Source organism: Streptomyces sp. NPDC025638 (assembly GCF_055558775.1).
The window spans coordinates 11,999-32,190 of record NZ_JBVHLX010000014.1; the positions used below are offsets into that span (position 1 = coordinate 11,999).

Below are 20,192 nucleotides of genomic sequence, written 5' to 3' on the forward strand. Positions count from 1 at the left end.
AGCACCCTGCGCCGTCATTGTTCCCCCTCCGGAGTCTGGTGCAGTGCGGCGAAGACCCGCTCGGCGTAGTCCTCGCACGCTGCGGCGCACTCCTTGAGCCGTCGGCCGGCCTCGGCCGCCTCCGGAGCGCCGAACACATCCCGCGCGGTCAGGTCACGGTGCCAGCGCCGCAGCCGCTCCAGCGACTGCTCCTCTTCCTCCAGCTCGGCCAGCGTGAACTTGGCGATACGGATCTCCTTGGCCAGTTCCTGTTCGAACTTGCCGCAGTCGGCCAGGAACTCCGTCCAGTCCGCGGACCGGGCGGCCGTGAACAGCTCCTGGAACCGGGACGCGTCCTCGGCACTGCGCCCGGAAGCGTTCAAGGTCACGGCCTGCCCACCGGCCTGCTCCGTGAGGGTGAGCGCCCGGGCGATGCCGTCGGCGAAGACCGGCACGTCCGGTACGGCCCAGATCCCCTGGCCGAGCGAGAGCGCACCGCACTTGCGCAGCTCCCGCCAGACCCCGACCCGGTGCCGGGTCGGCTCCGCCGGAAGTTTGATCACGAGGACGAGCCAGCGGCTCCCCGGTTCCATGTTCGCCACGAAGGCGAATGTAGCAGGCGTTACATCGGCCGATGTGTCCGCTGATCGCGAGGAAGCATGGTGCCGCTGTGCGCGTCGTGCGGGGAGATCAGGATCGGTAGGCGACCAGCGCCATCATGCCCGCCTCGCCGTGGTAGGCGTTGTGGCAGTGCAGCATCCACTGCCCCGGGTTGTCGGCGTCGAAGAACACCGACACCGTCCTCTTCGGCAGCACGATCGTGGTGTCCTTGCGCGGTCCGCTGCCGCCGAGTTGGTAGGTGTGGCCGTGCAGGTGCATCGGGTGCCACATGGTGGTGGTGTTGACGAAGTCGAGCCGGACCCGCTGGCCTTGCTCCACCGTGATCGGATGCGCGGTCGGGTTGTTCATGTCGAACCGTCGGCCGTTGATGGCCCAGTTGTACATCATCATGCCGCCGGTCAGTTCGATGCGGTGGACCCGGTCGGTCTTCTTCGACGCCAGCCGGACGTCGTCCGCCGCGTGCAGCTGCGCCGCGGCCAGGAGCATGCCGTCCAGTTCCGTGGGGCGGACGGCCGCCGGGGGAGTGCTGCCGGAGCCGGTGCGGATGACGGCCATCCCGGTGGCGTCCTTGCCCTCGGCCGACGCCACCAGGGGGAAGACACCGTCGCCCAGGGTGACGAGGACGTCGTAGCGTTCGCCCATGCCGATCAGCAGGGCGTCGACCTGCTGGTGCCGGACGGGGAAGCCGTCGGTGTGGGTGATGGTGAGCTTGTGGCCACCGAGGGCGACGCGGTAGGCGGTGTCGCTGCCGGCGTTGATCAGGCGGAGCCGGACGCGCTTGCCGGGCTTGCTGCGGAAGATTGCCGGGTCGTTCGGAACGCGCCCGTTGACCAGGTGATACGGGTACTTCACATCGCCGGCATCGCCCCCGAGCAGTGGGCTCCGAGCGCCCGTCAGCATGTACCTCATGCCCATGCGTCCGTCGGGGGACGAAGCGGAGGGGGAGCTGGGCATGCCGTCCGTGCCACCGCTCATATCCATGCCGTCGCCCATGTCCATGCCGCCCATCCCGTGCCCGAGCTCGGCGAAGACGTCGTCCGGGGTGCCGGTGACGCCGTCGAGCCAGTCGTCCAGGACGATCACCCACTCCTCGTCGTACGACAGCGGCTCCCTCGGGTCCTCCACGATCAGCGGCGCGTACAGGGCCCGGTCGAGCTGGACACCGACGTGCGGGTGGAAGAAGTAGGTACCGGCGGTGTCCGCGGTGAACCGATAGGTGAAGTTGCGTCCTGCCCGGACGGCACTCTGGGTGGCCGGCGGTGCGCCGTCCATGTCGTTGCGCAGGGCGATGCCGTGCCAGTGGATGGAGGTGGCGGTCTGATGGGGCAGTTGGTTGGAGAGCGTGGCGGCCAGCGTGTCGCCGGCCGAGACGCGCAGCTCCTTGCCCGGGATCCGACCGTCGTAGGCCCAGGTCCTGGCCGTGATCCCGGCCCCCAGGCCGACCTTGGCCTGTGCTGCGGTCAGGGTCAGCTCGTGTGTCCTGCCGTTCTTGCCGCGCTTCTTGTCGACGGCGGCCACGTCCGCCCCGGAGGGGCTGACGAGGGCAGGCGTGCTACCGGAATCGCTGCAGGCGGCGAGCGCGCCCGCGCCCGCGACGCCGAGGCCGGCGAGCAGGACGGAGCGGCGGTTCATGCTGTTCACTGAGGTGTCCTTCTTCTCGATATCGCTTCTGTCCGACGCGCGTGCGGACGGCTGAGAGCACGTTTGAGTGCGCGCAGCCGCGGGCGCGGCCTACAGCAGGAATCGAGAGAGGACGGAGAGATCGGGTGGTGCCCGGCCTGTGGTTCCCGGGATGTCCCGGCCGACGGCTGCACCGGCACACGGGGCCGGGGCACAGCCGATGGCAGGCTGGTGGGGAGGGGAGAGCTTCATGCTGTCGACCCCGGCGGCGGAACAGTGCTGCATCGCCGTGCCGGAGCACGCACCGCCGTCGTCGTGGCCCGCGGTCGGCACGGTGACACCGGCCTGACCGGCGTGCCCGCTCGTGTGGACGGACATCTCCGACGTGGCCGTATGGTGCATGCTCGCCATGGCCCCGGCGGGCGGCACGTGGGTGAGGGCGGCGGCCGTTTCGTGGTGGACGAGCACCGCGAGGGCCGCCAGCAGCGCGATGACCGCAGCGCGGGTCCACCGGAGCCCGGCGCTGCGAGCGCCGTCTGACCGGTGGCCGGCTGTCGTCATGGCTTCCATCCGTGCTTCCGCTGAGAACGGCTGATCGCTGCCAATATACCGGGAGGGGTACGGGGCGCGCCCGGAACGGTGAGGTGCTCGGTGAGGGGTCAAAGAATGCGAAGTCGCCGCCGGGTTCGCTGTCGGTGGAGCGCTACGCTGACCGCATTCCGGCATTCCGGCATTCCGGTCGAAACCGCGCCAGCGATGAGGTGAGCAACGATGAGGGTGCTGACTTGGCTTCTCGTCGCCGTCGGCCTCCTCACCGTAGCCGCCTGCGGCGTTCGGGTGCACCGCGAAGGCGGTCCGTCGCGTCAGGTGGCGATCGTTCTGCCGGCGGCTGTTGTGCTCGCCTTCGTCGGCCTCCTGGCCGACGAAGCGCCCGCCGCTGCCTGGGGCCTGTGGGGTGCTACGGCCATCGCCGCCGCCTTGACCTGGGCCGTCGCCGACGCCTTGCGTGACATGCCCGACCGGGCAGCAGGCAAGCCCCGCAAGTCGTCATGACGCCTGCCGTCCCCCGCCCTGCGGGCAATCGCTCGGAAGTGCCCGGACTGCAAGCGTGCTCACGGTGCGCGGGCGGAGCAGCGATCTGGCTTCGCGGCATGAAACGGTCACCGTCGCCGGGCAGGCCAATCCGGGCGCGGCCTGGTACTACCCGCACCCCGGCCCACTGGCGAGGAAGATCAAGAACCAAGTGGCGTTCTGGTGCGGCGTCGTGGTCGAGGAGGCGGAGCCGGGAACCGGGACGGTGACCCTGCTCGTCGCCGAGAAACCCCGGTGTGCACCAGGCGTCTCGCCCCGAACGTAAGGGCCCTCACATACCCGCTCCTGTCAGCACACCTGGCGTCGATGCCGTAGCAGCACCGTGTGGTGGGTCCTCGGCGCGCTGTGGATCATGCCCGCCAATATGCACCTGCCGGTCTTCGCGTGGAACGCCGTCACGAGTTCCAGCCTCGGCGCCCACCTGGTGTACGGGCTGCTCCTCGGCTTGGCCTTCTCCTGTATCGCCCAGGCGATGGCCAGGCGGACGGGCTCGGTCGGCCGATGACGCCGCCGCATGGGGCGGACGGCTCTCCCGCACCGACTTGGGGTGCTGATCAGCGCGGTAGCACCCTGGACGGTAGGGGTGTCGCCTACTGTCTGGCCGAGGGCCTCGACGTTCTGGCGAGCCCGTCCGGGGTGCCGCACCCCCGCCCCGGGCCCCGGGGCGACGCGAGGAGGCCATCCACATGATCGAGCGCGATGGCGAAGCCGACCGCACCTGGTGCAGCTCCGAGGTCGACATCTTCCGTGACCTGTCCGCGGCCGAGATGGACGCCATCGCCGCCGCGGCCCCGATGAAGGCCTACAGCGCCGGCGAGATCCTCCACTCGCCCCAGCAGCCCTGCGAGGTGCTGTTCATCCTCGAACGCGGACGCGTCCGTACCTTCCGGGTCTCCGCCGACGGCCGCGCCCTGACCACCGCGATCATCAGCCCCGGCACGATCTTCGGCGAGACGGTGCTGCTCGGCCGGCGCATGTGCGACAACTTCGCCGAGGCCCTCGACGACGTCACCGTGTGCGTGATGAGCCGCGCCGACGTCCACAAGCACCTGTTGTCCGGCCCCCGTATCGCCGCCCGGATCACCGAGGTCCTCGGCCGCCGCCTCGCCGATCCGGAACAACGCCTGTCCGACAGCGTCTTCAAGTCCGTCCCGCAGCGCATCGCCGCCACCCTGAGCACCCTCGCCGCCCGCGCCGACACCCGCACGGGCCGCCTGCGGCCCGGCACCCGTCACGCCCAGATCGCCCTCACGCACGAACAACTCGCGGCCCTCGCCGACACCTCACGCGAGACCACCACAAAGGTCCTGCACGAGTTCGCCGATCGCGGCATGCTGCACCTGGCCCGAGGCCGCATCACGGTCCTGGACCGCGGGCGTCTGAGCGACGCCGCCGGGTAGCCCCCGCACACCGGCCGAGCCAAGGAGACGGAAATGGACCTGACCGTGCTGGTCGTACCCGAATGCCCGCACGCCGCCCTGCTGCGCGAGCGTCTGGCCCTTGCCCTGAAGGAGCATCCCGGCACCGAAGTGACCTGGCGTGAGATCAACGACGTCCAGGAAGCGGAGCGCCTCGGCATGCACGGTTCGCCCACGCTCCTGATCGACGGAGTCGACCCGCTGGCAGCTCCGGGGCAGGCGCCGAGCCTGTCCTGCCGAGTCGGCGCACTACCCTCCGTGGACCGGCTCCGAGCGCTCCTCACCGAAGCAGCGGCACGGAACTGAAGCAAGCGGTGCGCAACGACGCAGTGAGACCTCAACCGCGGTTCGACGCGCCGCTGTGCGCGTGCGGCGGCGTCGCGTGGTGCATGCGGATACGGCCTTTGCCCGCGGCCTTGGCCGCATACATGGCCAGGTCGGCTTGGTGCAGCAGCTGGTCCGGAGTGCTGTCCGGTACCGCCACCGCCATGCCGATGGAGGCCGACACCTCCACATCCTTGGTGCCGATCGGGTACGGCTGCGTCAGCGCGGTCAGGATCCGCTGGGCGATGTCCCGCGCGCTCCAGGGACACGCTCCCGCCTCCCGCTCCAGGAGGGCTGCGAACTCGTCGCCGCCGAGCCGGGCCACGGTGTCGCCTGCCCGTACGGATGCCTGGAGCCGACGAGCGGCGTGCCGCAGGAGGGCGTCTCCTGCGGCGTGTCCGGCCGAGTCGTTGACCGCCTTGAAGCCGTCCAGGTCCAGGAAGAGCACCACGGGCGGATCCGCGCCGGGCGCCCGCTTCCGCAGGGCACGGCCGACCCTGTCGGTGAACAGGGCCCGGTTGGGCAGTCCGGTCAACGCGTCGTGGAACGCCAGGTGTTCCAACTGCACCTGCTGGGCGACGCGCTCGCTCACATCGCGACTGATGAAGGTCATTCCATCGGGGTGATGGCTGATCGTCGACTCGACGTGCCGCCATGTTCCGTCGGCGGCCATCACCCGGCACGACACCCTGAGAGCCGGCCCGCGGGTGTCCGACGCGGCTTCCTGCCGCAGCGTCCGGACCGCCTGCATCAGGGTCTCAAGATCGTCCGGGTGGCAGTACAGGGGCAGGCGAGCACCCACGAGGTCCTCGGGCCGGTGGCCGAAGACGGTCAGGGCGGCCGGGCTGACGTAGAGCAGAAGCCCGTCCAGGGAGACGATGGTGATCACGTCGGAGGTGCGGTCGACCAGCGTTCGGTAGTGAGCCTCGCGCGCCGCGGACTCATGCGTGATCCGCAGGTGGTCGGCGTGGATGACACCCTGCCGGACACCGAGCGCGAGAAGCACCGAACCCGCCAGGCCCGACATCACCGTATCGATGGGACCGCCGGCGGCCGTGTGCGCCGTGATGGCAAGCGCGCAGACGACGACGGGCACGAACGCCGCCACCACGCCGATGACGGGCATCATCCGCTGGTCGAAGCCCACGACACTGACACCGCCCGGCAGCCAGGGCGCCGCGGCGACGAGGATCAGCCCCGCCACCGAGCATGCCGCGGCGAGGGGGACCGCGTGCCACGTGTCCGGCTCGGGCCGCAGGACGCGAAGCACGTCGCCCGTGGTCAGGACCGCGAGCGCCAGGGCTGCCACCGTGGTCGCCGTGCGCTCCGCCTGCTGCAGGCCGAACCGCAGGGTGACCAGCAGGCCGAACACGAGGATGTCCGCCACCACGCGGGTCAGACCGAGAAACGATGCCGATACGTCACCGCCGTGGTCGGCACGATGGAGCAGCAGGACCCAGCCCACCGTGAACAGGGACCCCGCGATCAACCAGCCGTCCAGGAGCCGCCGTAATCGGATCAGGGCCGTACCGTTCTCCGCGGCGGCCATGACCAGCGCGGCGACCGCGGCCCCCAGGCATGCGGCGATCCCGGCGCATGCCAGCACCCGGACGAGGGGTTGGAGGTCGCCCGCGGCAAGCGGCTGTGAGGCGGCCACCTGAGCTCCGAGGGCGTAGTGAAGTCCGCCTGCGGCCACCGAGACGACCGACAGCCTGAGGCGCAGCCGGACTCTTCCCGTGACGGTCTGGGCGCGGGCGAGGAGGGACACAGCGGCTGCCACGTGTGCCGTCGGTACGGCGATACCCGTCGGCACCACGAGGGCCACCAGCACGCCTGCTCCGACGGCGACCACGACCGCGGCGCCCTCGGACAGGGCCCTGCCTGCTTTGGCGACATGCGTTCGGCCGACGCGAGCAATCCGGCCAAGACAGCCTCGACCGGCCCACGCCTGCATCATGCGAACCCCCCGACGATGATCGAGCCTGAAGAGCAGAGGCACACGACGTCCGGGACTGCTCGAGCGATTACGAGAGTAGGACGATCACTTCGCGTGCTGCACGGTCGACCATGGGGTTTTCACCTGAAGTAGCGACAACTCGGCACGCTGGGCATGGCGTTGCCCGTACACGGGTAACCGAGGGAATTCCACCAGCACTTGAGATCTGGCGTGCCGCGCCCGCCCCCGCCTCGGACCCGGCAGGTGAGGTCAGCGGCACATCATCAATTCGGAGTAATCCGATCGTCCGCCGATCGCATGTCACCCGTTCGGAGTGGTCGACGGGGAGCGTCCGAGCGACGTCGGTCCACCCGGGTCCGACAGACACCGACCAGTCAGGAGCGCAGAACCCCGATTCCGTCCCCGAGGAGCTTCAGCCCGAACACGAAGAACAGAACCGCCATGACAGCTGTGTTGTGCCGCGCCGCCCATTCCTTCCAGTTGCCCAGCATGCTCTTTGCCCGCTCACCCATGACCAGGAAGACCCCGAGCGGGGTCAGCAGCCCGAGGGAGGCGATGACGACGAAGATGGCCAGCGTGGCGATCTGCTCTGCGAGCGGCAGCCCCGACGTGCTGATGGACGCTGCCGCGGCAATGGTCAGCGGGGCGTTCTTCAGGTTTCCGGCCGACAGAAGGAGGGCGAGGAGGAAGACCTTCACCGGTGTGAAGCGGTCGAGCGCGGCCATCCATTTGGGCAACTGCGCCTGCGTGGCATCGGCAGGGCGATGACGCCACATCCTCGCGGCGAAAAGAACCAGCGCCACCCCCAGCGCGAGCTTGAGAGCCCCGACCCAGTCGGCCGGCTGCCCGTGGGAGGTGGAATTCCCATGGCCGCCGATGGCCAGCATCACCGCGCCCAATGCCGACAGACCCACCACCCAGCCGAGGGCGAACACCAATCCGTTCACGCGTCCCCGAGGCGTGGCCAGCACGATGATGATGGCGATGATCGGAAGAGGACTGACGGCGACACCGGCCGCCAAGCCCAGCACATCACCCAGTACCTCACCCATGCGTGCCTCCGGCACATCCAAGAACTGCACTCAGCGCTCTCTAAAGAATCAACGACAGTGCACGGTTCTCGCCGCATGGGCGCGCGGCGCGCGAGTGAATGACGGTCTCGGCTGCCAGGTGGCTCCGGCACCGAATCGGCAGGACATCCCCTGTCCTTCCCGGGGTGCGGGTGATCTGCCCGCGGGATAGGCTTTTGACGGCAAGGTCAGGTTCTCTGAGCGGTTTTACAGACGCCGGTCGCCTCATTCGCGACGATCGGTTCCTTCCGTGGAGACCCGACGAGCGCGGTGCGCCCCCTCGAACCTCCCAGGCGTGGGCAACGGCCGAACCCCATCTCTCGCAGCCCGTCTCGCGCTTTGTGCGCCCGAGTGGCACCGGCTTTCAGGGTCCGCAGCTTGCAGTCCCTGTGGAGGTCGGGATGAGAGTTGTCGTTGATCTTTCCCGATGCGAAGGGTATGCGCAGTGCGCGTTCCTCGCTCCGGACGCGTTCCGGATGCACGGCGAGGAAGCGCTGATGTACGACCCGAACCCCGATGACACCCGGCGCGAGCAGGTCCTGCGGGCCGCGGCTGCCTGCCCGGTCCAGGCAATTCTGGTCGACCAGTTGGAGGGACGGGACGTACCGGTGGAGGCGTCGACGTCATGACCAGCGCCGACACTCTGCGAGCGTTCAAGCGCGACGGCCGCATCGTGGTCGTCGGGGCGTCACTGGCGGGACTGCGGGCCGCGGAGGCTCTGCGCGACGAGGGTTTCACCGGATCGCTGACCATGATCGGTGACGAGCTGGGCGAGCCCTATGACCGGCCTCCCTTGTCCAAGCAGGTACTGACCGGATGGGTGCCGGCCGACGGCACCACGCTGCCGCGCTGCCGTGACGTCAATGCGGAGTGGCTGCTGGGCGTGCCCGCCAGCGGGCTGGACCTGGCGACCAACCACGTGCGTCTCGCCGACGGACGCGAGGTTCCCTTCGACCGGGTGTTGATCTCCACCGGGGTACGGGCCCGGCCCTGGTTCGTCGAGAGCGAGGCGGCCCTGGACGGCGTGTTCGTCGTGCGTACGCGCGAGCACGCCGAGGGCCTGCAGCGAGCCCTTGCCGCCGGGCCCTCACGCGTACTGGTCATCGGCGCGGGATTCACCGGCTCCGAGATCGCCTCCATCTGCCGGGAGCGGGACATCCCGGTGACCGTCGCGGAACTCGCGCCGGCCCCACTCGTCGGCGCGCTCGGGGCCATGATCGGTGAGATCGCGTCGGACATGCAGCGCGCTCACGGCGTCGACCTGCGCTGCGGTGTCAAGGTCACCCGACTGGAGGGCGACGCGCAGGGGCACTTTCGCCGCGCTCACTTCGACGACGGCAGCACGATCGACGCCGACGTGGCGGTCGTGGCACTCGGAGGCATCCGCAACACCGAGTGGCTGCGCGGCTCGGGACTGGCGGCCGGCGTCTGGGGCATCGCCTGCGACACGGGGTGCCGCGCCCTCGACCTCAACGGTCTGATCACCGACGACGTCTTTGCCGCCGGAGACGTGGCACGCTGCCCGAATCCGATTTACGAGTACCGGCTCATCTCGCTCGAACACTGGGCCAACGCCGTGGAACAGGCCGAAGTCGCCGCGCACAACATGGTCAGCGGCCAGGCGGACCGCTGGCCCCACCTGTCCATCCCGCTGTTCTGGTCGATCCAGTTCGGCGTCAACATCAAGTCCGTCGGCGTGCCGACCTTCGCCGACGAGGTGGTCGTCACCCAGGGCTCGGTGTCCGACCACCGTTTCGTCGCCGCTTACGGCTATCGGGGCCGTGTCACCGCGGCGGTCAGCTTCAACAACGCGAAGTGGCTCGACCACTACCGGCAGTTGATCGAGACGGCCGCACCGTTCCCGCCGCCCTGTCCCACGCCGGACCAGCCCGTCGACATGAAACCGGTGCCCGTCGACTTCCCCGGCCCCGTCCTGCTCGCCCAGGGCGCCACCGTGGTCGTCACCGGTCACGATCCGGGTGAGCGGCGCGTCACGGCCGTGCAGCAGCACCGTTAGGAGGGAAGGCGAGATGACCACGACCGAGATGCCCGACACGCTGCACCGGATCCTCGACTACTCCTCCCGGGCCGACCCGTACCCGCTGTACGCCGAACTGCGCGAGACGCCGGTGGCGCCGCAGGAGGACGGCAGCTATGTCGTCAGCACCTATCGCGAGATCACGGAGCTCCTGCACGACCCGCATCTGAGCTCGGACGTCCGCAATCTGTCACGTCCGATGCCCGCGGCCGAGGGAGGCGCCACGCCGGCGTTCATCAACCTCGACCCGCCCGAGCACGACCGTCTGCGGCGCATGGCGATGCGCCACTTCGGCCCGCCGCACACCCCGGGACTGGTGACCGGCCTGGAACCCGACCTGACCGCCATCGTCGGCGGTCTGATCGACGACTTCGCGGGCAAGGAACAGATCGACATCGTCGACGACTTCGCCTACCCGTTCCCCGTCACGGTGATCTGCCACCTGCTCGGCGTGCCACGCGAGGACGAACCGACGTTCCGCCTGTGGGTCAACGACATCATCAACTCGATCGACTACGACCCCAGGACCGACCCGAAGGAAAAGCTGGACAACGGCGTGCAGGCCCGCAAAGCCCTCCGCCAGTACCTCGGCGGGCTCCTGGAGCAACGCCACGGCCGACCGGGTGACGACCTGTTGACCCGGCTGGCCAACGATGACGGGCCGGACGGGCGGATGACCGACGAGGAAATCATCAGCACCGCGAACCTGCTGCTGATCGCCGGTCACGAGACCACCGTCAACCTCATCACCAACGGCATGCTGACGCTGCTGCGCCACCCTGAGGTGCTCCAGCGACTGCGCGACGAACCGGATCTGGTCGTCCCGCTGGTAGAGGAACTGCTGCGCTACGAGCCCCCCGTGCACATCATTCCCTGGCGCGCGGCCTACAGCGACATCACCGTCGCCGACACCGTCATCCCCAAGGGCTCGCAGATCATGCTGATGCTGGCTTCGGGCAGCCGCGATCCGAACCGCTTCCACGATCCCGACCGCTTCGACCCCGATCGACGTGACAACCAGCACCTCGGATTCGGCAGCGGTATCCATCTGTGCTTCGGCGGCCCGATGGCCCGGCTGGAAGCCCAGATCGCATTGAGCGAACTGGCACGCCGCCTCTACGGGCCCAGCCTGGTCGCAGACCCGCCGCCGTACCGGCGCAGCCCCGTTCTTCGCGGTCCGATCCATCTGCACATCGAGCAGAGCTAGCAGCCGTCGCCCATGGGCGCACTGTGCCGCCCGCGCTTTAACTCCCGCGTCCGGCTTGCGCAAGTCTTCGGAAATTGCGTAGGCATATGGAGCATGATCGAAATGCGATGAGCGTCGTTCCCTTCGACGATGGCGATGAAGGGCGGAGCGCAAGGCTTGTGACAGCCGAGCGCTCCGCTGAATCATGCATCAAAGAAAGAGGAAAACATGACGGCAACGACGGAGACTCCCACCCGGGAAAAGGCAGGGGCAGGCCAGGAAGAGTTCGGCGAGGAAACCGGCTTGGGTCCGCTCCTGCTGGCAGCGATGCTGGCCCGTCGTGAGGAGCGTGGTGAGGAGCCGATCATTGAGAACCCGCTTCTCCTCGCTGCGCTGATGCGTGGCCGTGAGGAGCGCGGCGAATCGCTGATCCAGCACCCCCTCCTGCTCGCCGCGCTGATGCGTCGTCGTGAGGAGCGTGGTGAGGAATCGATCATCCAGCACCCGCTTCTCCTCGCCGCACTCATGCGCCGCCGTGAGGAGCGCAGTGAATCGCTCATCCAGCACCCCCTCCTCCTTGCTGCGCTGATGCGTCGTCGTGAGGAGCGTGGTGAGGGATCGATCATTGAGAACCCGCTTCTCCTCGCTGCGCTGATGCGTGGCCGTGAGGAGCGCGGCGAATCGCTGATCCAGCACCCTCTCCTGCTGGCCGCGCTCATGCGTGGCTGATGAGAAATGGTGACACCCCTGCCCTCCGGTTGTTGCGGTCGTCAGCAGCGGAGGGCAGGTCCGTACGGAAATGGAAGACTTGAGGAACCACAATGGCAGCTGAGTCCGGCGGAGAATCGGAACGGGACCCCGTGGAGGCCTTCATCGACGAGGTCTTCGAGGAAATTGTGCGCGAGGCCGGAATCCCGCATACCGGCATCGGTGTCAGGCATGGAAAGGACCCGCTGGCGGGAGCCCTGATGGAAGCGGCCGTGGCATCCCTGTCCCAGCCGCCCTCCCGTTCCTCGGAACTGGAAAGGGTGCTGTTCGCGCAGACCCTCGCGACCGCCCTGGCGGAATCTCTCGCACCCGCTCTGGCGGACGCGCTGTCCTCGGAGATCATGAAGGTGCTGACCCAGCACGCCGCGTCTCAGGGCGGCAGCACCCACGAATCCGTCGGCGGGACCGGCCGCAGCCACCGTGCGTCCGGCGGAAGCGGACGCTCCTGACCGACCGTCGGCCCGGCGCCCACCCTCGCCCACCACTTCACAGGCGCGGGTGGGCGCAAACGTGTCCGCGCTGGGCCCGGCACTTCGGTCTGTCACAGGGGTTGCGTACGGCGCGGGGACGGGGGCTCGCTACGATGCGCTGCCGGTCGCGCCCAAGGCGGCGCGGATCCGTTTCCGGAGGGGGACCACCTGTGTTCGTGCTGTCCATCCTGCTGCTCATAGCGGCGGTCGTGCTCTTTCTCGTCGGCCGCGCACGCGACGCCGGGAGCTGGAAGCTCGGTGCGGTGCTCAGTGCCGTGGCGGGCGTACTGGCCGGCGTCTTCGCCTGCGTCTATGTTGTGAGCGCCTATGAGGTCGGCGTGCCGGTGACCTTCGGCAAGGTCGGTACGCCACTGTCCTCCGGCATCCACTTCAAGTCGCCCTTCACCGACGTGACGTCCTACTCCACCCGCCCGGTGGACCTCAACCTCTACGACAAGGACGTGGTCGAGGTCCGCTCCTCGCAAGGGGGCGTCCTGTACGCGGACGTCACCATCAAGTGGGCGGTGGTGCAAGGAAAGGCGGTCGCGCTGTACCGGCTGGCGGGCAGTGAGGAGTCGATCCAGGCACGCCTGGTGCTGCCGGACAGCCGCGAGATCATCCGCAACGTCTTCGCGAAGCACACCAGCGAGGAGGGCTACGCCTCTGCCCGCGAACAGATCAGCTCGGAGATCGAAAGCCTCATAAAGGAGCGCCTGGCGCCGCGTGGGATCGACGTCACGGCCGTCAACCTGCGCAATGTGAAGCCGTCGGACAAGCTGCAGGAACAGATCGACAAGAAGATCCAGCAGGAACAGGCCACCGAGCGGGCTGTCGAGGCGTCACGCACGGCCAAGGCGGAGGCGGAGCGCAAGCGGATCGAGGCGGAGGGCATCGCCCGCGCCAACAAGATCATCGAGAAGTCACTGAGCGACAAGGTGCTGTACAACCAGTGCCTGGAGGCCTACCGGGAAGCCGCCAAGGCCAACCCGGTGTACGCGGTGCCGTGCGGCACGGACTCGAACGGCACCCCGGTCATCGTGGACAACAGCAAGAACTAACCGGCACCTCGGCTACGCCGGTTGGCGACGGATGCCGGCGTCGGCCCCGTTGACGTCTGCGTCCGTCCCACCATCGACCCCGCTCTTGCCTGTTCGACGCCTGGCATGATCGACGCTCTGAGCAACCAGCGTCGGGTCTGGGGAACCTGGGCGGATCGGTATGGGCTGGATGCGGACGAGGTCTACCAGGTGGCTCTGCGCACACGGCCGATGGAGACCTCGCCCAGGTCGCCGCGGACCACGATCCGCGCGATTGCCCGGCCACGCTGCACGAGCCGGAGGACGAGGACGTCCGGTCCGGCGTCTGTGCGGCCTTCGACGGTGCGCCGGAGCTGCTGCCGCTGTCGAGGAGGGCAAGCCTTCTCCCGTTCCGTATCTGCGGGCCGCTGCGCAGCTCGGCGCCCAGCCGGGAGACTGCCTGGTCATCGAGGACGCCCTGTCCGGAGTGCAGTCCGGGCTGCGGGCCGGGATGACGGTGTGGGGCGTGAACGCCCCTGCCGCGGTGGGGGGCGTGCACCGCCACTTCGCGAGTCTGCGCGAGGCAGTCCCGCACATCCTGGCCTTCGCGTCAGGTCCTCACTGGAATGCCGCAGCCTGAGCCCATTGGTGCGCGGGTGGCGTCCGGGCCTTCTTGCGGGCGCCGCTATCGCGGCGCTCCCTCGATACCGTCGTCGTCCTTGACCATGCTTCCCTTGATGAGGTCGGCCGCCTTCTCCGCGGCCATGATGGTGGGCGCGTTGGTGTTCCCGCGCGGCACCGTCGGGAACACCGAGGCGTCGACGACCCGAAGGCCCGGCACATCGAACACGCGCAGCTCGGGATCGACGACGGCGCCGATGGCACATGTCGACGCCGGGTGGTACAGCGTCTGTCCGGACCGCTGTGCCCAGGCGAGGAGGTCTGCGTCGGAGTCCGATGCGGGTACGTCGCCGTACGGCCCGGTGACGAGATCGGTCACCGCCTGCTGCGCCGCGATCTCCAGGGCGATCCGTATCCCGGCGATGATGCAGTCCCGGTCGTCGGACGTCATCAGGTAGTTGTGCACGATCCGGGGCGCGGTGTCCGGGCGCGGGGAGCGCAGGGTCACCGCGCCGCGGCTGGTCGGTGCCAGCAGACCCGGGCCGAAGGCGAAGCCGTGCTCGGTGACGGGGCCGAGCCCCTCCTGGTGGAAGAGTACGGGGGCGGCGTGGAACTGCAGGTCCGGGGCGGCCATGCCGTACCGGCTGCGGAAGAAGCCGCCGGCCTCGCCGATGTTGGAGGTCAGCGGGCCGCGCCGCTCGCTCTGCAACAGCGCGGCGTTCTCCGGGCTCGCCGCGCTGATCAGCGACTCGGTGTCGGTGCGGAAGTTCAGCAGCGTCATGTAGTGGTCCTGCAGGCCCTGGCCGACCGGCAGATCGCGTATCACGTCGATACCGAAGGCGGACAGGGCGGCGGCGGGCCCGATCCCGGACAGCATCAGCAGCTTCGGGGACTCGTAGGCGCCCGCGGACAGGATCACCTCGCGCTCGGCGCGGACCACCTCGATGGCGCCGCCCCGCTCCACCTCCACACCCGTCGCCCGGCCGCTCTCGATCACCACGCGGTGTGCGCGGGCCGCGGACAGCACGGTGAGGTTGGGCCGTTCGAGAGCGGGGTGCAGATAGGCGACAGCGGTGCTGCAGCGCATGCCGTTGCGCTGCGTCAGCTGGTAGCGCCCGACACCGAACTGCGTCTCGCCGTTGAAGTCGTCGGTCGCCTTGTGTCCCGCCTGCTGGGCAGCCTGCACGAAGGCCGAGGCGAGCGGGTGCTCGGACCTGCCGTCGCTGACCGTCAACGGCCCGCCCACGCCGTGGAACCGGTCCTCGCCACGCTCGTTGTCCTCGGAGCGCCGGAAGTACGGCAGCACATCGGTGTAACCCCAGCCCGTGGCCCCGGACGCGGCCCAGCCGTCGTAGTCGGCGCGGTTGCCCCGGATGTAGACCATCGCGTTCATCGAACTGGAACCGCCGAACATCCGGCCCCGGGGCAGATAGCTCCGCCGCCCGCCGATCCCCGGCTCCGGGTCGGTGTCGAGGTCCCAGTCGAGGTCGGACTTGAACAACTGGGGGAAGGCGGCCGGGACATGGATCTCCTGCGCGGTGTCGGGGCCGCCCGCCTCGATCAGGGCGACCCGGACAGCGGGGTCTTCCGACAGGCGTGCCGCCAGGACGCAGCCCGCGGATCCGGCGCCGACGATGACGTAGTCGTACCTGCTCATGGCAACCCCTTTGGTCGAAAGGCACTACTGAGGAGCCAAAACCGAAAAGGGCACATCTGAAAAGGCGTTTTCACGCCCGTGCCGCGCATGGCGGCGCCACTCGGTCGCAGCGCGCGACTGTCAGGGGGACCGGCGGGAGTTGAGCCGGGCCGCCTGGCGCGTCAGGTGGTCGCGTTCGGCGAGGTTGGCTGCCTTCTGGGCCGCCTCGGCGTACAGCCGTGCCGCCGTCGCCAGGTCGCCGTCGCGCTCGTGGAGGTACGCAGCCACCGCGGCGCGGCGGGGCAGTGAGTCGTCCAGCGCCGCGAGTGCCGCCAGCCCGGCGCGCGGTCCGTCGGCCTCGCCGACGGCGACCGCGCGGTTGAGCCGGACGACCGGGCTGTCGGTCAGGCGCGTGAGCTCGTCGTACCACTCGACGATCTGCACCCAGTCGGTCTCCTCGGCGGTGGGCGCGTCGGCGTGGAGTGCCGCGATGGCGGCCTGGGCCTGGAACTCGCCCAGCCGGTCGCGGGCGAGGGCCGCCTGCAGGATCTCCACGCCCTCGGCGATCAACTCGGTGTCCCACCGGCCGCGGTCCTGCTCGGCGAGCGGTACCAGGCTGCCGTCGGGCGCGGTCCGGGCGGCGCGCCGGGCGTGGTGGAGCAGCATGAGGGCGAGCAGCCCCGCCACCTCGGGGTGGTCGATGGCGGCCGCGAGCTGCCGGGTGAGCCGGATGGCCTCGGCGGCGAGGTCGACGTCGCCGGAGTAGCCCTCGTTGAAGACCAGGTAGAGGACACGCAGCACGGTGGCGACGTCGCCGGGCTGGTCGAACCGCACGCCGGAGACGGTGCGCTTGGCCCGGCTGATGCGCTGCGCCATGGTCGCCTCGGGCACCAGGTAGGCCTGGGCGATCTGGCGGGTGGTGAGCCCGCCGACGGCGCGCAGGGTGAGCGCGACAGCGGACGCGGGCGTCAGCGACGGGTGGGCGCACAGGAAGTACAGCTGGAGCGTGTCGTCCACCGCGGGCGTGGGCCCGGGCGCGGGTTCCTCGTCGACGAGGTCTTCACGCCGACGGCGGGCGGTGTCCGCCCGGGTCGCGTCGAGGAACTTGCGCCAGGCCACGGTGACCAGCCAGCCCTTCGGGTCCCGCGGCTGGTCGGCCGGCCAGCCGCGGACCGCCTCGACCAGCGCGTCCTGCACGGCGTCCTCGGCCGCCGCGAAGTCGGCTCCGCGGCGGACGAGGATGGCGAGCACGCTCGGCGTGAGGCTCCGGAGCAGGACCTCGTTCATCCGAGATGGCACTCCGTGATGGTCGGGGCCGCGGCGAGAAACGGGCGCACCTCGAGCCACTCGTGGATCGGCTTCCCGCCCGCGCCCGGAGCGGCCGACAGCTCCCCGGCCAGCTCGGCGGCGCGCTCGTAGCTGTCGACGTCGATCACCATCCAGCCGGCGATCAGGTCCTTGGTCTCGGCGAACGGTCCGTCGGTGACCGGCGGGCGCCCCTCGCCGTCGTACCGGACCCAGGTCCCCTCGGGGGCCAGCGCCTGACCGTCGACGAACTCGCCGGTCTTCTCGAGCCGGGCCGCGAAGTCCTGCATGTACTGCACGTGCGCCGAGATCTCCTCCGGCTTCCACTGGTCCATGGGCACGTCGTTGACCGGAGCCGGGGCGCCGCGGTAGTGCTTCAGCAGCAAGTACTTGGCCATGGTGATTCTCCTCGGTACTGGTGCGACCCATTGTGGTCGCGTTCACCACTGGGACGGAGCCGACCACAGGTTCTCGACATCGCCATCCGATCTTTTCTTGGGATCTCGTGGATGAGTCCGGGTGAGCCGCCTCGCGGCGCCCGGGGCCGCGGCGTGAGCACACCGCCACTGTGCCAAGCGGGCGCCGCCGAATGGGCGGTACCACTGTGCCTGGACTGTGCGACCGCCTGCCCGTCGGCGGATGCGACAGTCGGACTCCAGCGGCGATCCCGAGCGCGTAACCGCCCCCGCTGTGCAACTCAATTGCCACTCGAAAAGCTCAATGAGACGCGTCGCTCGAAAGGCCCAATAAAGTTTGCATCACTCGAACGCCGGACCTGCCATGCGTACGCTTGCCATGCCGGGAAGCCTAGGATCCGTCACCGACAACGGGTCATCGTCCGCCGTGCCTGAAATGGGCGGGCCGATTTGACGACTGAAGGAGACGGGATGTCGCATAGCGCTGGCAGAACTCGTTGGAGACGCTTCGCGGCAGTTCTGGTCCCCGGCGTCGCAGCCAGCGCGACTATTGCCGTCGCCATGGCACAGGGAGCACTCGCCGCGTCGTTCCTCATCTCCGGCCAGAAATTCCAAGTCTCTGCGGACACCATGACCGCCCACGGAGTCAGCATCTATGGCATGGTCGACGTGACCCGGAAGGGCAGACTTGTGCCCGTCGTGGTCACAGGAGCCCGGCGCGCGTCGATCACCGGCCTGTGCCAGTCCGTTGTGGTTGATATCCCGGTGCTCGGCCCGTACACACTGAGAGTGACCGGCGGCAATGAACGGCCGGCTGAGGCATCGAATCTGTTTCTCGACGCGACAAGTCAAACGGCCGACGAGGTGAAATTCAGGGACCTCGACATCGGAATCGCACAGGGGGCGATTACCAAGGGTCCGATCAATCCCGGGGACAGACACTCGCGATTCTTCGACCCCGACGGCTTTGGCCAGCAGGCCGAGTCGTCCACCCTGATCAACGTGCGCTGGACCACGGTCGCGGTCACTGCCGGCACGTTCAGCATTCCCGGTCTGTTCACTCGGCTCAAGTCAGGCGTCCACGAATGCTTCTGATCCCCGGGTGGGGAGTTTCGCACCCAAGCCCCATGTCGGCCCTCATGCGCTTGATGCGTACGCCGTGCCGCTCATCAGGACAGGACACGTGATCACCAACTTCTTCGGCAGACAGCGCGATCTGCGCGTTGTCGTGGCAGACGCCCGGTGCAGATTCAGAACCTGGCGTGGTGTACGCCCTTTCTGGGCCGGGCTGTTCACGTTCCTGGCCGGCTTGCCGATCCTCTACTGGCCGTACGCGAACCTGGACTTGAGCGGTATTCCGCTGGCTCTGTCGACCACATCCGGTGCCGGATCACTGGTCATCGGCATCCTCCTCATGGTCCTGGGATTCACTCTCTGGTATCACCCCGACGTTCGCGTGTTCGCGGGGATCGCCACGCTGCTGCTCGCGCTCATCTCCTTTCCCGTCGCGAACTTTGGTGGCCTGTTCCTCGGACTGATCTCCGGCCTGATCGGCGGCTCCCTGGCGTGTGCCTGGCTGCCACCCATCGACTCCGAGCCCTCTACGGGGTCGACGGACGGCGCGTAGCGCAGGCGCACATGGTCCGGGCTCAGGAGCCGGCCCTGAGAAAATCGATGAGGGCCGCGTTCACCTCGTTCGGGCGTTCCTGCTGAGTCCAGTGTCCGCAGCCGCCGACTTTGAGGGGCTTGCGCGACAGGCTGGGCATCAGGTCGGGGAGTCTGTCGATGAGTTCGGGTGTGCCGGGAAAAGCCGGGACGGCGCCGCGGTCGCCGTAGATGTACAGGCTGGGCCGGGTGACGACGGCGCCATGCCAGGGAGCGGTCAGTTCCCAGTTGCGGTCGAGGTTGCGGTACCAGTTGAGTGCCCCGGTGAAGCCTTTGGAGAAGCTCTCGGTGAATGCGTCGAGATCATCCTCGGTGAACCACTCCGGCAGCACCTCGGGGTCCGGCATGGTCGCGAGCCAGCCGCGCTCGGGGTCGACCAGTGGCTGCTTGCCCTCCTGGGCGTCGGGAGCGTCACCGGAAGCCCAGTAGAAGAACTTCCGCAAAGCGGTGCGCGTGTCCTTTGCGAACTCCGCGTCGGCGACGCCGGGGCGGTTGAAGTAGTTCCAGTAGAAGCGCCCGCCGAATTGATGGTCCATCGCGGCCAAGGGAGGCTCTGTTCCCCGGAAGGGGGGTGGCACGCTCAGCCCGGCCACCCCGAGCACCCTGTCCGGTCGTAGCAGCGCGGTGTGCCACGCGACGGGCGCGCCCCAGTCGTGTCCGACGACGTACACCTTCTCCTCACCCAGGGCCTGGATCAGTCCGACGACGTCGCCGACCAGATGGAGGATGGTGTACGCGTCGACGTCGTCGGGATGGTCGCTGCGTCCGTATCCGCGCTGGTCCGGGGCGACCACTCGGAAGCCCGCGTCGGCCAGGGGCCCGAACTGGTGGTGCCAGGAGTGCCATGACTCGGGAAAGCCGTGCAGGAGCACCACCAGGGGACCGTCGCCTTGCTCGGCGATGTGAAGCCGAATGCCGTTCGCGTCGACCATTCGATGCTCAACCATGTGCATGAGCGTATGCGTCGTGATCGTCGGACGGTGGCGTCGC

General features: G+C 68.9%; 22 protein-coding genes and 1 pseudogene. 14 read left to right on the forward strand and 9 right to left on the reverse strand.

Features of this window, described 5'->3' with window-relative positions:
• Window positions 1–14 precede the first annotated feature (14 nt).
• The 3 genes from ACZ4EG_RS32005 to ACZ4EG_RS32015 form a co-directional block, all read right to left on the reverse strand.
• On the reverse strand, window positions 15–572 hold the full coding sequence (locus ACZ4EG_RS32005) for a Chromate resistance protein ChrB (RefSeq protein WP_467793294.1): 558 nt from the start codon (window positions 570–572) through the stop codon (window positions 15–17).
• Between the two features lie 97 nt (window positions 573–669).
• The gene (locus ACZ4EG_RS32010) at window positions 670–2,241 is read right to left on the reverse strand and encodes a multicopper oxidase family protein (protein WP_467793082.1); all 1,572 of its coding nucleotides are present in this window, start codon (window positions 2,239–2,241) and stop codon (window positions 670–672) included.
• A 90-nt stretch (window positions 2,242–2,331) separates the two neighbouring features.
• Window positions 2,332–2,781, reverse strand: a complete 450-nt coding sequence (locus ACZ4EG_RS32015; protein WP_467793083.1) for a hypothetical protein — start codon at window positions 2,779–2,781, stop codon at window positions 2,332–2,334.
• A gap of 210 nt (window positions 2,782–2,991) precedes the next feature.
• Here ACZ4EG_RS32015 and ACZ4EG_RS32020 point away from each other — a divergent pair, with 210 nt between their 5' ends.
• The 5 genes from ACZ4EG_RS32020 to ACZ4EG_RS32040 all read left to right on the forward strand — a co-directional run bounded on the left by ACZ4EG_RS32020 (window position 2,992) and on the right by ACZ4EG_RS32040 (window position 5,036).
• Window positions 2,992–3,273, forward strand: coding sequence for a hypothetical protein (locus tag ACZ4EG_RS32020; protein ID WP_467793084.1), 282 nt, complete (start codon window positions 2,992–2,994; stop codon window positions 3,271–3,273).
• Window positions 3,274–3,328: 55 nt separating this feature from the next.
• Window positions 3,329–3,577, forward strand: a complete 249-nt coding sequence (locus ACZ4EG_RS32025) for a DUF427 domain-containing protein (RefSeq protein WP_467793085.1) — start codon at window positions 3,329–3,331, stop codon at window positions 3,575–3,577.
• Window positions 3,578–3,634: 57 nt separating this feature from the next.
• Window positions 3,635–3,817 carry a hypothetical protein gene (locus ACZ4EG_RS32030; RefSeq protein WP_467793086.1) on the forward strand — a complete coding sequence of 61 codons (183 nt, stop codon included), beginning with the start codon at window positions 3,635–3,637 and terminating at the stop codon, window positions 3,815–3,817.
• 181 nt (window positions 3,818–3,998) lie between these two features.
• Window positions 3,999–4,712, forward strand: coding sequence for a Crp/Fnr family transcriptional regulator (locus tag ACZ4EG_RS32035; RefSeq protein ID WP_467793087.1), 714 nt, complete (start codon window positions 3,999–4,001; stop codon window positions 4,710–4,712).
• Between the two features lie 33 nt (window positions 4,713–4,745).
• Window positions 4,746–5,036: a thioredoxin family protein gene (locus tag ACZ4EG_RS32040; RefSeq protein ID WP_467793088.1), complete on the forward strand. Its 291-nt coding sequence runs from the start codon at window positions 4,746–4,748 to the stop codon at window positions 5,034–5,036.
• 31 nt (window positions 5,037–5,067) lie between these two features.
• Here the strand turns inward: ACZ4EG_RS32040 and ACZ4EG_RS32045 are convergent, their stop codons facing one another.
• Together ACZ4EG_RS32045 and ACZ4EG_RS32050 are read right to left on the reverse strand one after the other, a co-directional pair.
• Entirely contained in the window at window positions 5,068–6,906 is a 1,839-nt protein-coding gene (locus ACZ4EG_RS32045; protein ID WP_467793089.1) for a diguanylate cyclase domain-containing protein, read from the reverse strand.
• Window positions 6,907–7,385: 479 nt separating this feature from the next.
• Window positions 7,386–8,063, reverse strand: a complete 678-nt coding sequence (locus tag ACZ4EG_RS32050) for a GAP family protein (RefSeq protein ID WP_467793090.1) — start codon at window positions 8,061–8,063, stop codon at window positions 7,386–7,388.
• Between the two features lie 419 nt (window positions 8,064–8,482).
• On the opposite strand from ACZ4EG_RS32050, the gene ACZ4EG_RS32055 reads away from it, so the two are divergent.
• From ACZ4EG_RS32055 to ACZ4EG_RS32085, 7 genes and pseudogenes are all read left to right on the forward strand, one after another.
• A complete protein-coding gene (locus tag ACZ4EG_RS32055; RefSeq protein ID WP_390711169.1) occupies window positions 8,483–8,710 on the forward strand; it encodes a ferredoxin in 228 nt (75 codons plus the stop codon).
• Window positions 8,707–10,098 carry an NAD(P)/FAD-dependent oxidoreductase gene (locus ACZ4EG_RS32060; RefSeq protein WP_467793091.1) on the forward strand — a complete coding sequence of 464 codons (1,392 nt, stop codon included), beginning with the start codon at window positions 8,707–8,709 and terminating at the stop codon, window positions 10,096–10,098. The genes ACZ4EG_RS32055 and ACZ4EG_RS32060 overlap by 4 nt, the downstream gene beginning before the upstream one ends.
• Window positions 10,099–10,111: 13 nt before the next feature.
• On the forward strand, window positions 10,112–11,326 hold the full coding sequence (locus tag ACZ4EG_RS32065; protein ID WP_467793092.1) for a cytochrome P450: 1,215 nt from the start codon (window positions 10,112–10,114) through the stop codon (window positions 11,324–11,326).
• Window positions 11,327–11,533: 207 nt separating this feature from the next.
• Window positions 11,534–12,034, forward strand: coding sequence for a hypothetical protein (locus ACZ4EG_RS32070; protein ID WP_453553255.1), 501 nt, complete (start codon window positions 11,534–11,536; stop codon window positions 12,032–12,034).
• A 92-nt stretch (window positions 12,035–12,126) separates the two neighbouring features.
• Window positions 12,127–12,522 carry a hypothetical protein gene (locus ACZ4EG_RS32075; protein ID WP_467793093.1) on the forward strand — a complete coding sequence of 132 codons (396 nt, stop codon included), beginning with the start codon at window positions 12,127–12,129 and terminating at the stop codon, window positions 12,520–12,522.
• A gap of 191 nt (window positions 12,523–12,713) precedes the next feature.
• The gene (locus ACZ4EG_RS32080; RefSeq protein WP_467793094.1) at window positions 12,714–13,601 is read left to right on the forward strand and encodes a prohibitin family protein; all 888 of its coding nucleotides are present in this window, start codon (window positions 12,714–12,716) and stop codon (window positions 13,599–13,601) included.
• A gap of 105 nt (window positions 13,602–13,706) precedes the next feature.
• A pseudogene (locus tag ACZ4EG_RS32085) lies at window positions 13,707–14,199 on the forward strand (HAD-IA family hydrolase).
• Window positions 14,200–14,244: 45 nt separating this feature from the next.
• On the opposite strand, the gene ACZ4EG_RS32090 reads toward ACZ4EG_RS32085, so the two are convergent.
• The 3 genes from ACZ4EG_RS32090 to ACZ4EG_RS32100 form a co-directional block, all read right to left on the reverse strand.
• Window positions 14,245–15,837 carry a GMC family oxidoreductase gene (locus tag ACZ4EG_RS32090; protein ID WP_467793095.1) on the reverse strand — a complete coding sequence of 531 codons (1,593 nt, stop codon included), beginning with the start codon at window positions 15,835–15,837 and terminating at the stop codon, window positions 14,245–14,247.
• Between the two features lie 120 nt (window positions 15,838–15,957).
• Entirely contained in the window at window positions 15,958–17,103 is a 1,146-nt protein-coding gene (locus ACZ4EG_RS32095; protein WP_467793096.1) for an RNA polymerase sigma factor, read from the reverse strand.
• Window positions 17,100–17,519, reverse strand: a complete 420-nt coding sequence (locus ACZ4EG_RS32100; protein WP_467793097.1) for a YciI family protein — start codon at window positions 17,517–17,519, stop codon at window positions 17,100–17,102. The genes ACZ4EG_RS32095 and ACZ4EG_RS32100 overlap by 4 nt, the downstream gene beginning before the upstream one ends.
• 579 nt (window positions 17,520–18,098) lie before the next feature.
• Between ACZ4EG_RS32100 and ACZ4EG_RS32105 the strand changes: the two genes are divergently transcribed.
• Together ACZ4EG_RS32105 and ACZ4EG_RS32110 are read left to right on the forward strand one after the other, a co-directional pair.
• Window positions 18,099–18,632, forward strand: a complete 534-nt coding sequence (locus ACZ4EG_RS32105) for a DUF6230 family protein (RefSeq protein ID WP_467793098.1) — start codon at window positions 18,099–18,101, stop codon at window positions 18,630–18,632.
• A gap of 88 nt (window positions 18,633–18,720) precedes the next feature.
• Complete coding sequence (locus ACZ4EG_RS32110) at window positions 18,721–19,164, forward strand: DUF6114 domain-containing protein (RefSeq protein WP_467793099.1); 444 nt, start codon at window positions 18,721–18,723, stop codon at window positions 19,162–19,164.
• Between the two features lie 22 nt (window positions 19,165–19,186).
• Here the strand turns inward: ACZ4EG_RS32110 and ACZ4EG_RS32115 are convergent, their stop codons facing one another.
• On the reverse strand, window positions 19,187–20,149 hold the full coding sequence (locus tag ACZ4EG_RS32115) for an alpha/beta fold hydrolase (protein ID WP_467793100.1): 963 nt from the start codon (window positions 20,147–20,149) through the stop codon (window positions 19,187–19,189).
• Between the last annotated feature and the right edge of the window lie 43 nt (window positions 20,150–20,192).

What these genes read in the sequence shown, in the direction of transcription:
- ACZ4EG_RS32005 (WP_467793294.1), bottom strand. Translation starts at nt 572, where the DNA reads ATGGAACCGGGGAGCCGCTGGCTCGTCCTCGTGATCAAACTTCCGGCG.
- ACZ4EG_RS32015 (WP_467793083.1), bottom strand. Translation starts at nt 2,781, where the DNA reads ATGACGACAGCCGGCCACCGGTCAGACGGCGCTCGCAGCGCCGGGCTC.
- ACZ4EG_RS32020 (WP_467793084.1), top strand. Translation starts at nt 2,992, where the DNA reads ATGAGGGTGCTGACTTGGCTTCTCGTCGCCGTCGGCCTCCTCACCGTA.
- ACZ4EG_RS32035 (WP_467793087.1), top strand. Translation starts at nt 3,999, where the DNA reads ATGATCGAGCGCGATGGCGAAGCCGACCGCACCTGGTGCAGCTCCGAG.
- ACZ4EG_RS32040 (WP_467793088.1), top strand. Translation starts at nt 4,746, where the DNA reads ATGGACCTGACCGTGCTGGTCGTACCCGAATGCCCGCACGCCGCCCTG.
- ACZ4EG_RS32050 (WP_467793090.1), bottom strand. Translation starts at nt 8,063, where the DNA reads ATGGGTGAGGTACTGGGTGATGTGCTGGGCTTGGCGGCCGGTGTCGCC.
- ACZ4EG_RS32055 (WP_390711169.1), top strand. Translation starts at nt 8,483, where the DNA reads ATGAGAGTTGTCGTTGATCTTTCCCGATGCGAAGGGTATGCGCAGTGC.
- ACZ4EG_RS32060 (WP_467793091.1), top strand. Translation starts at nt 8,707, where the DNA reads ATGACCAGCGCCGACACTCTGCGAGCGTTCAAGCGCGACGGCCGCATC.
- ACZ4EG_RS32065 (WP_467793092.1), top strand. Translation starts at nt 10,112, where the DNA reads ATGACCACGACCGAGATGCCCGACACGCTGCACCGGATCCTCGACTAC.
- ACZ4EG_RS32070 (WP_453553255.1), top strand. Translation starts at nt 11,534, where the DNA reads ATGACGGCAACGACGGAGACTCCCACCCGGGAAAAGGCAGGGGCAGGC.
- ACZ4EG_RS32075 (WP_467793093.1), top strand. Translation starts at nt 12,127, where the DNA reads ATGGCAGCTGAGTCCGGCGGAGAATCGGAACGGGACCCCGTGGAGGCC.
- ACZ4EG_RS32090 (WP_467793095.1), bottom strand. Translation starts at nt 15,837, where the DNA reads ATGAGCAGGTACGACTACGTCATCGTCGGCGCCGGATCCGCGGGCTGC.
- ACZ4EG_RS32095 (WP_467793096.1), bottom strand. Translation starts at nt 17,103, where the DNA reads ATGAACGAGGTCCTGCTCCGGAGCCTCACGCCGAGCGTGCTCGCCATC.
- ACZ4EG_RS32100 (WP_467793097.1), bottom strand. Translation starts at nt 17,519, where the DNA reads ATGGCCAAGTACTTGCTGCTGAAGCACTACCGCGGCGCCCCGGCTCCG.
- ACZ4EG_RS32105 (WP_467793098.1), top strand. Translation starts at nt 18,099, where the DNA reads ATGGCACAGGGAGCACTCGCCGCGTCGTTCCTCATCTCCGGCCAGAAA.
- ACZ4EG_RS32115 (WP_467793100.1), bottom strand. Translation starts at nt 20,149, where the DNA reads ATGGTTGAGCATCGAATGGTCGACGCGAACGGCATTCGGCTTCACATC.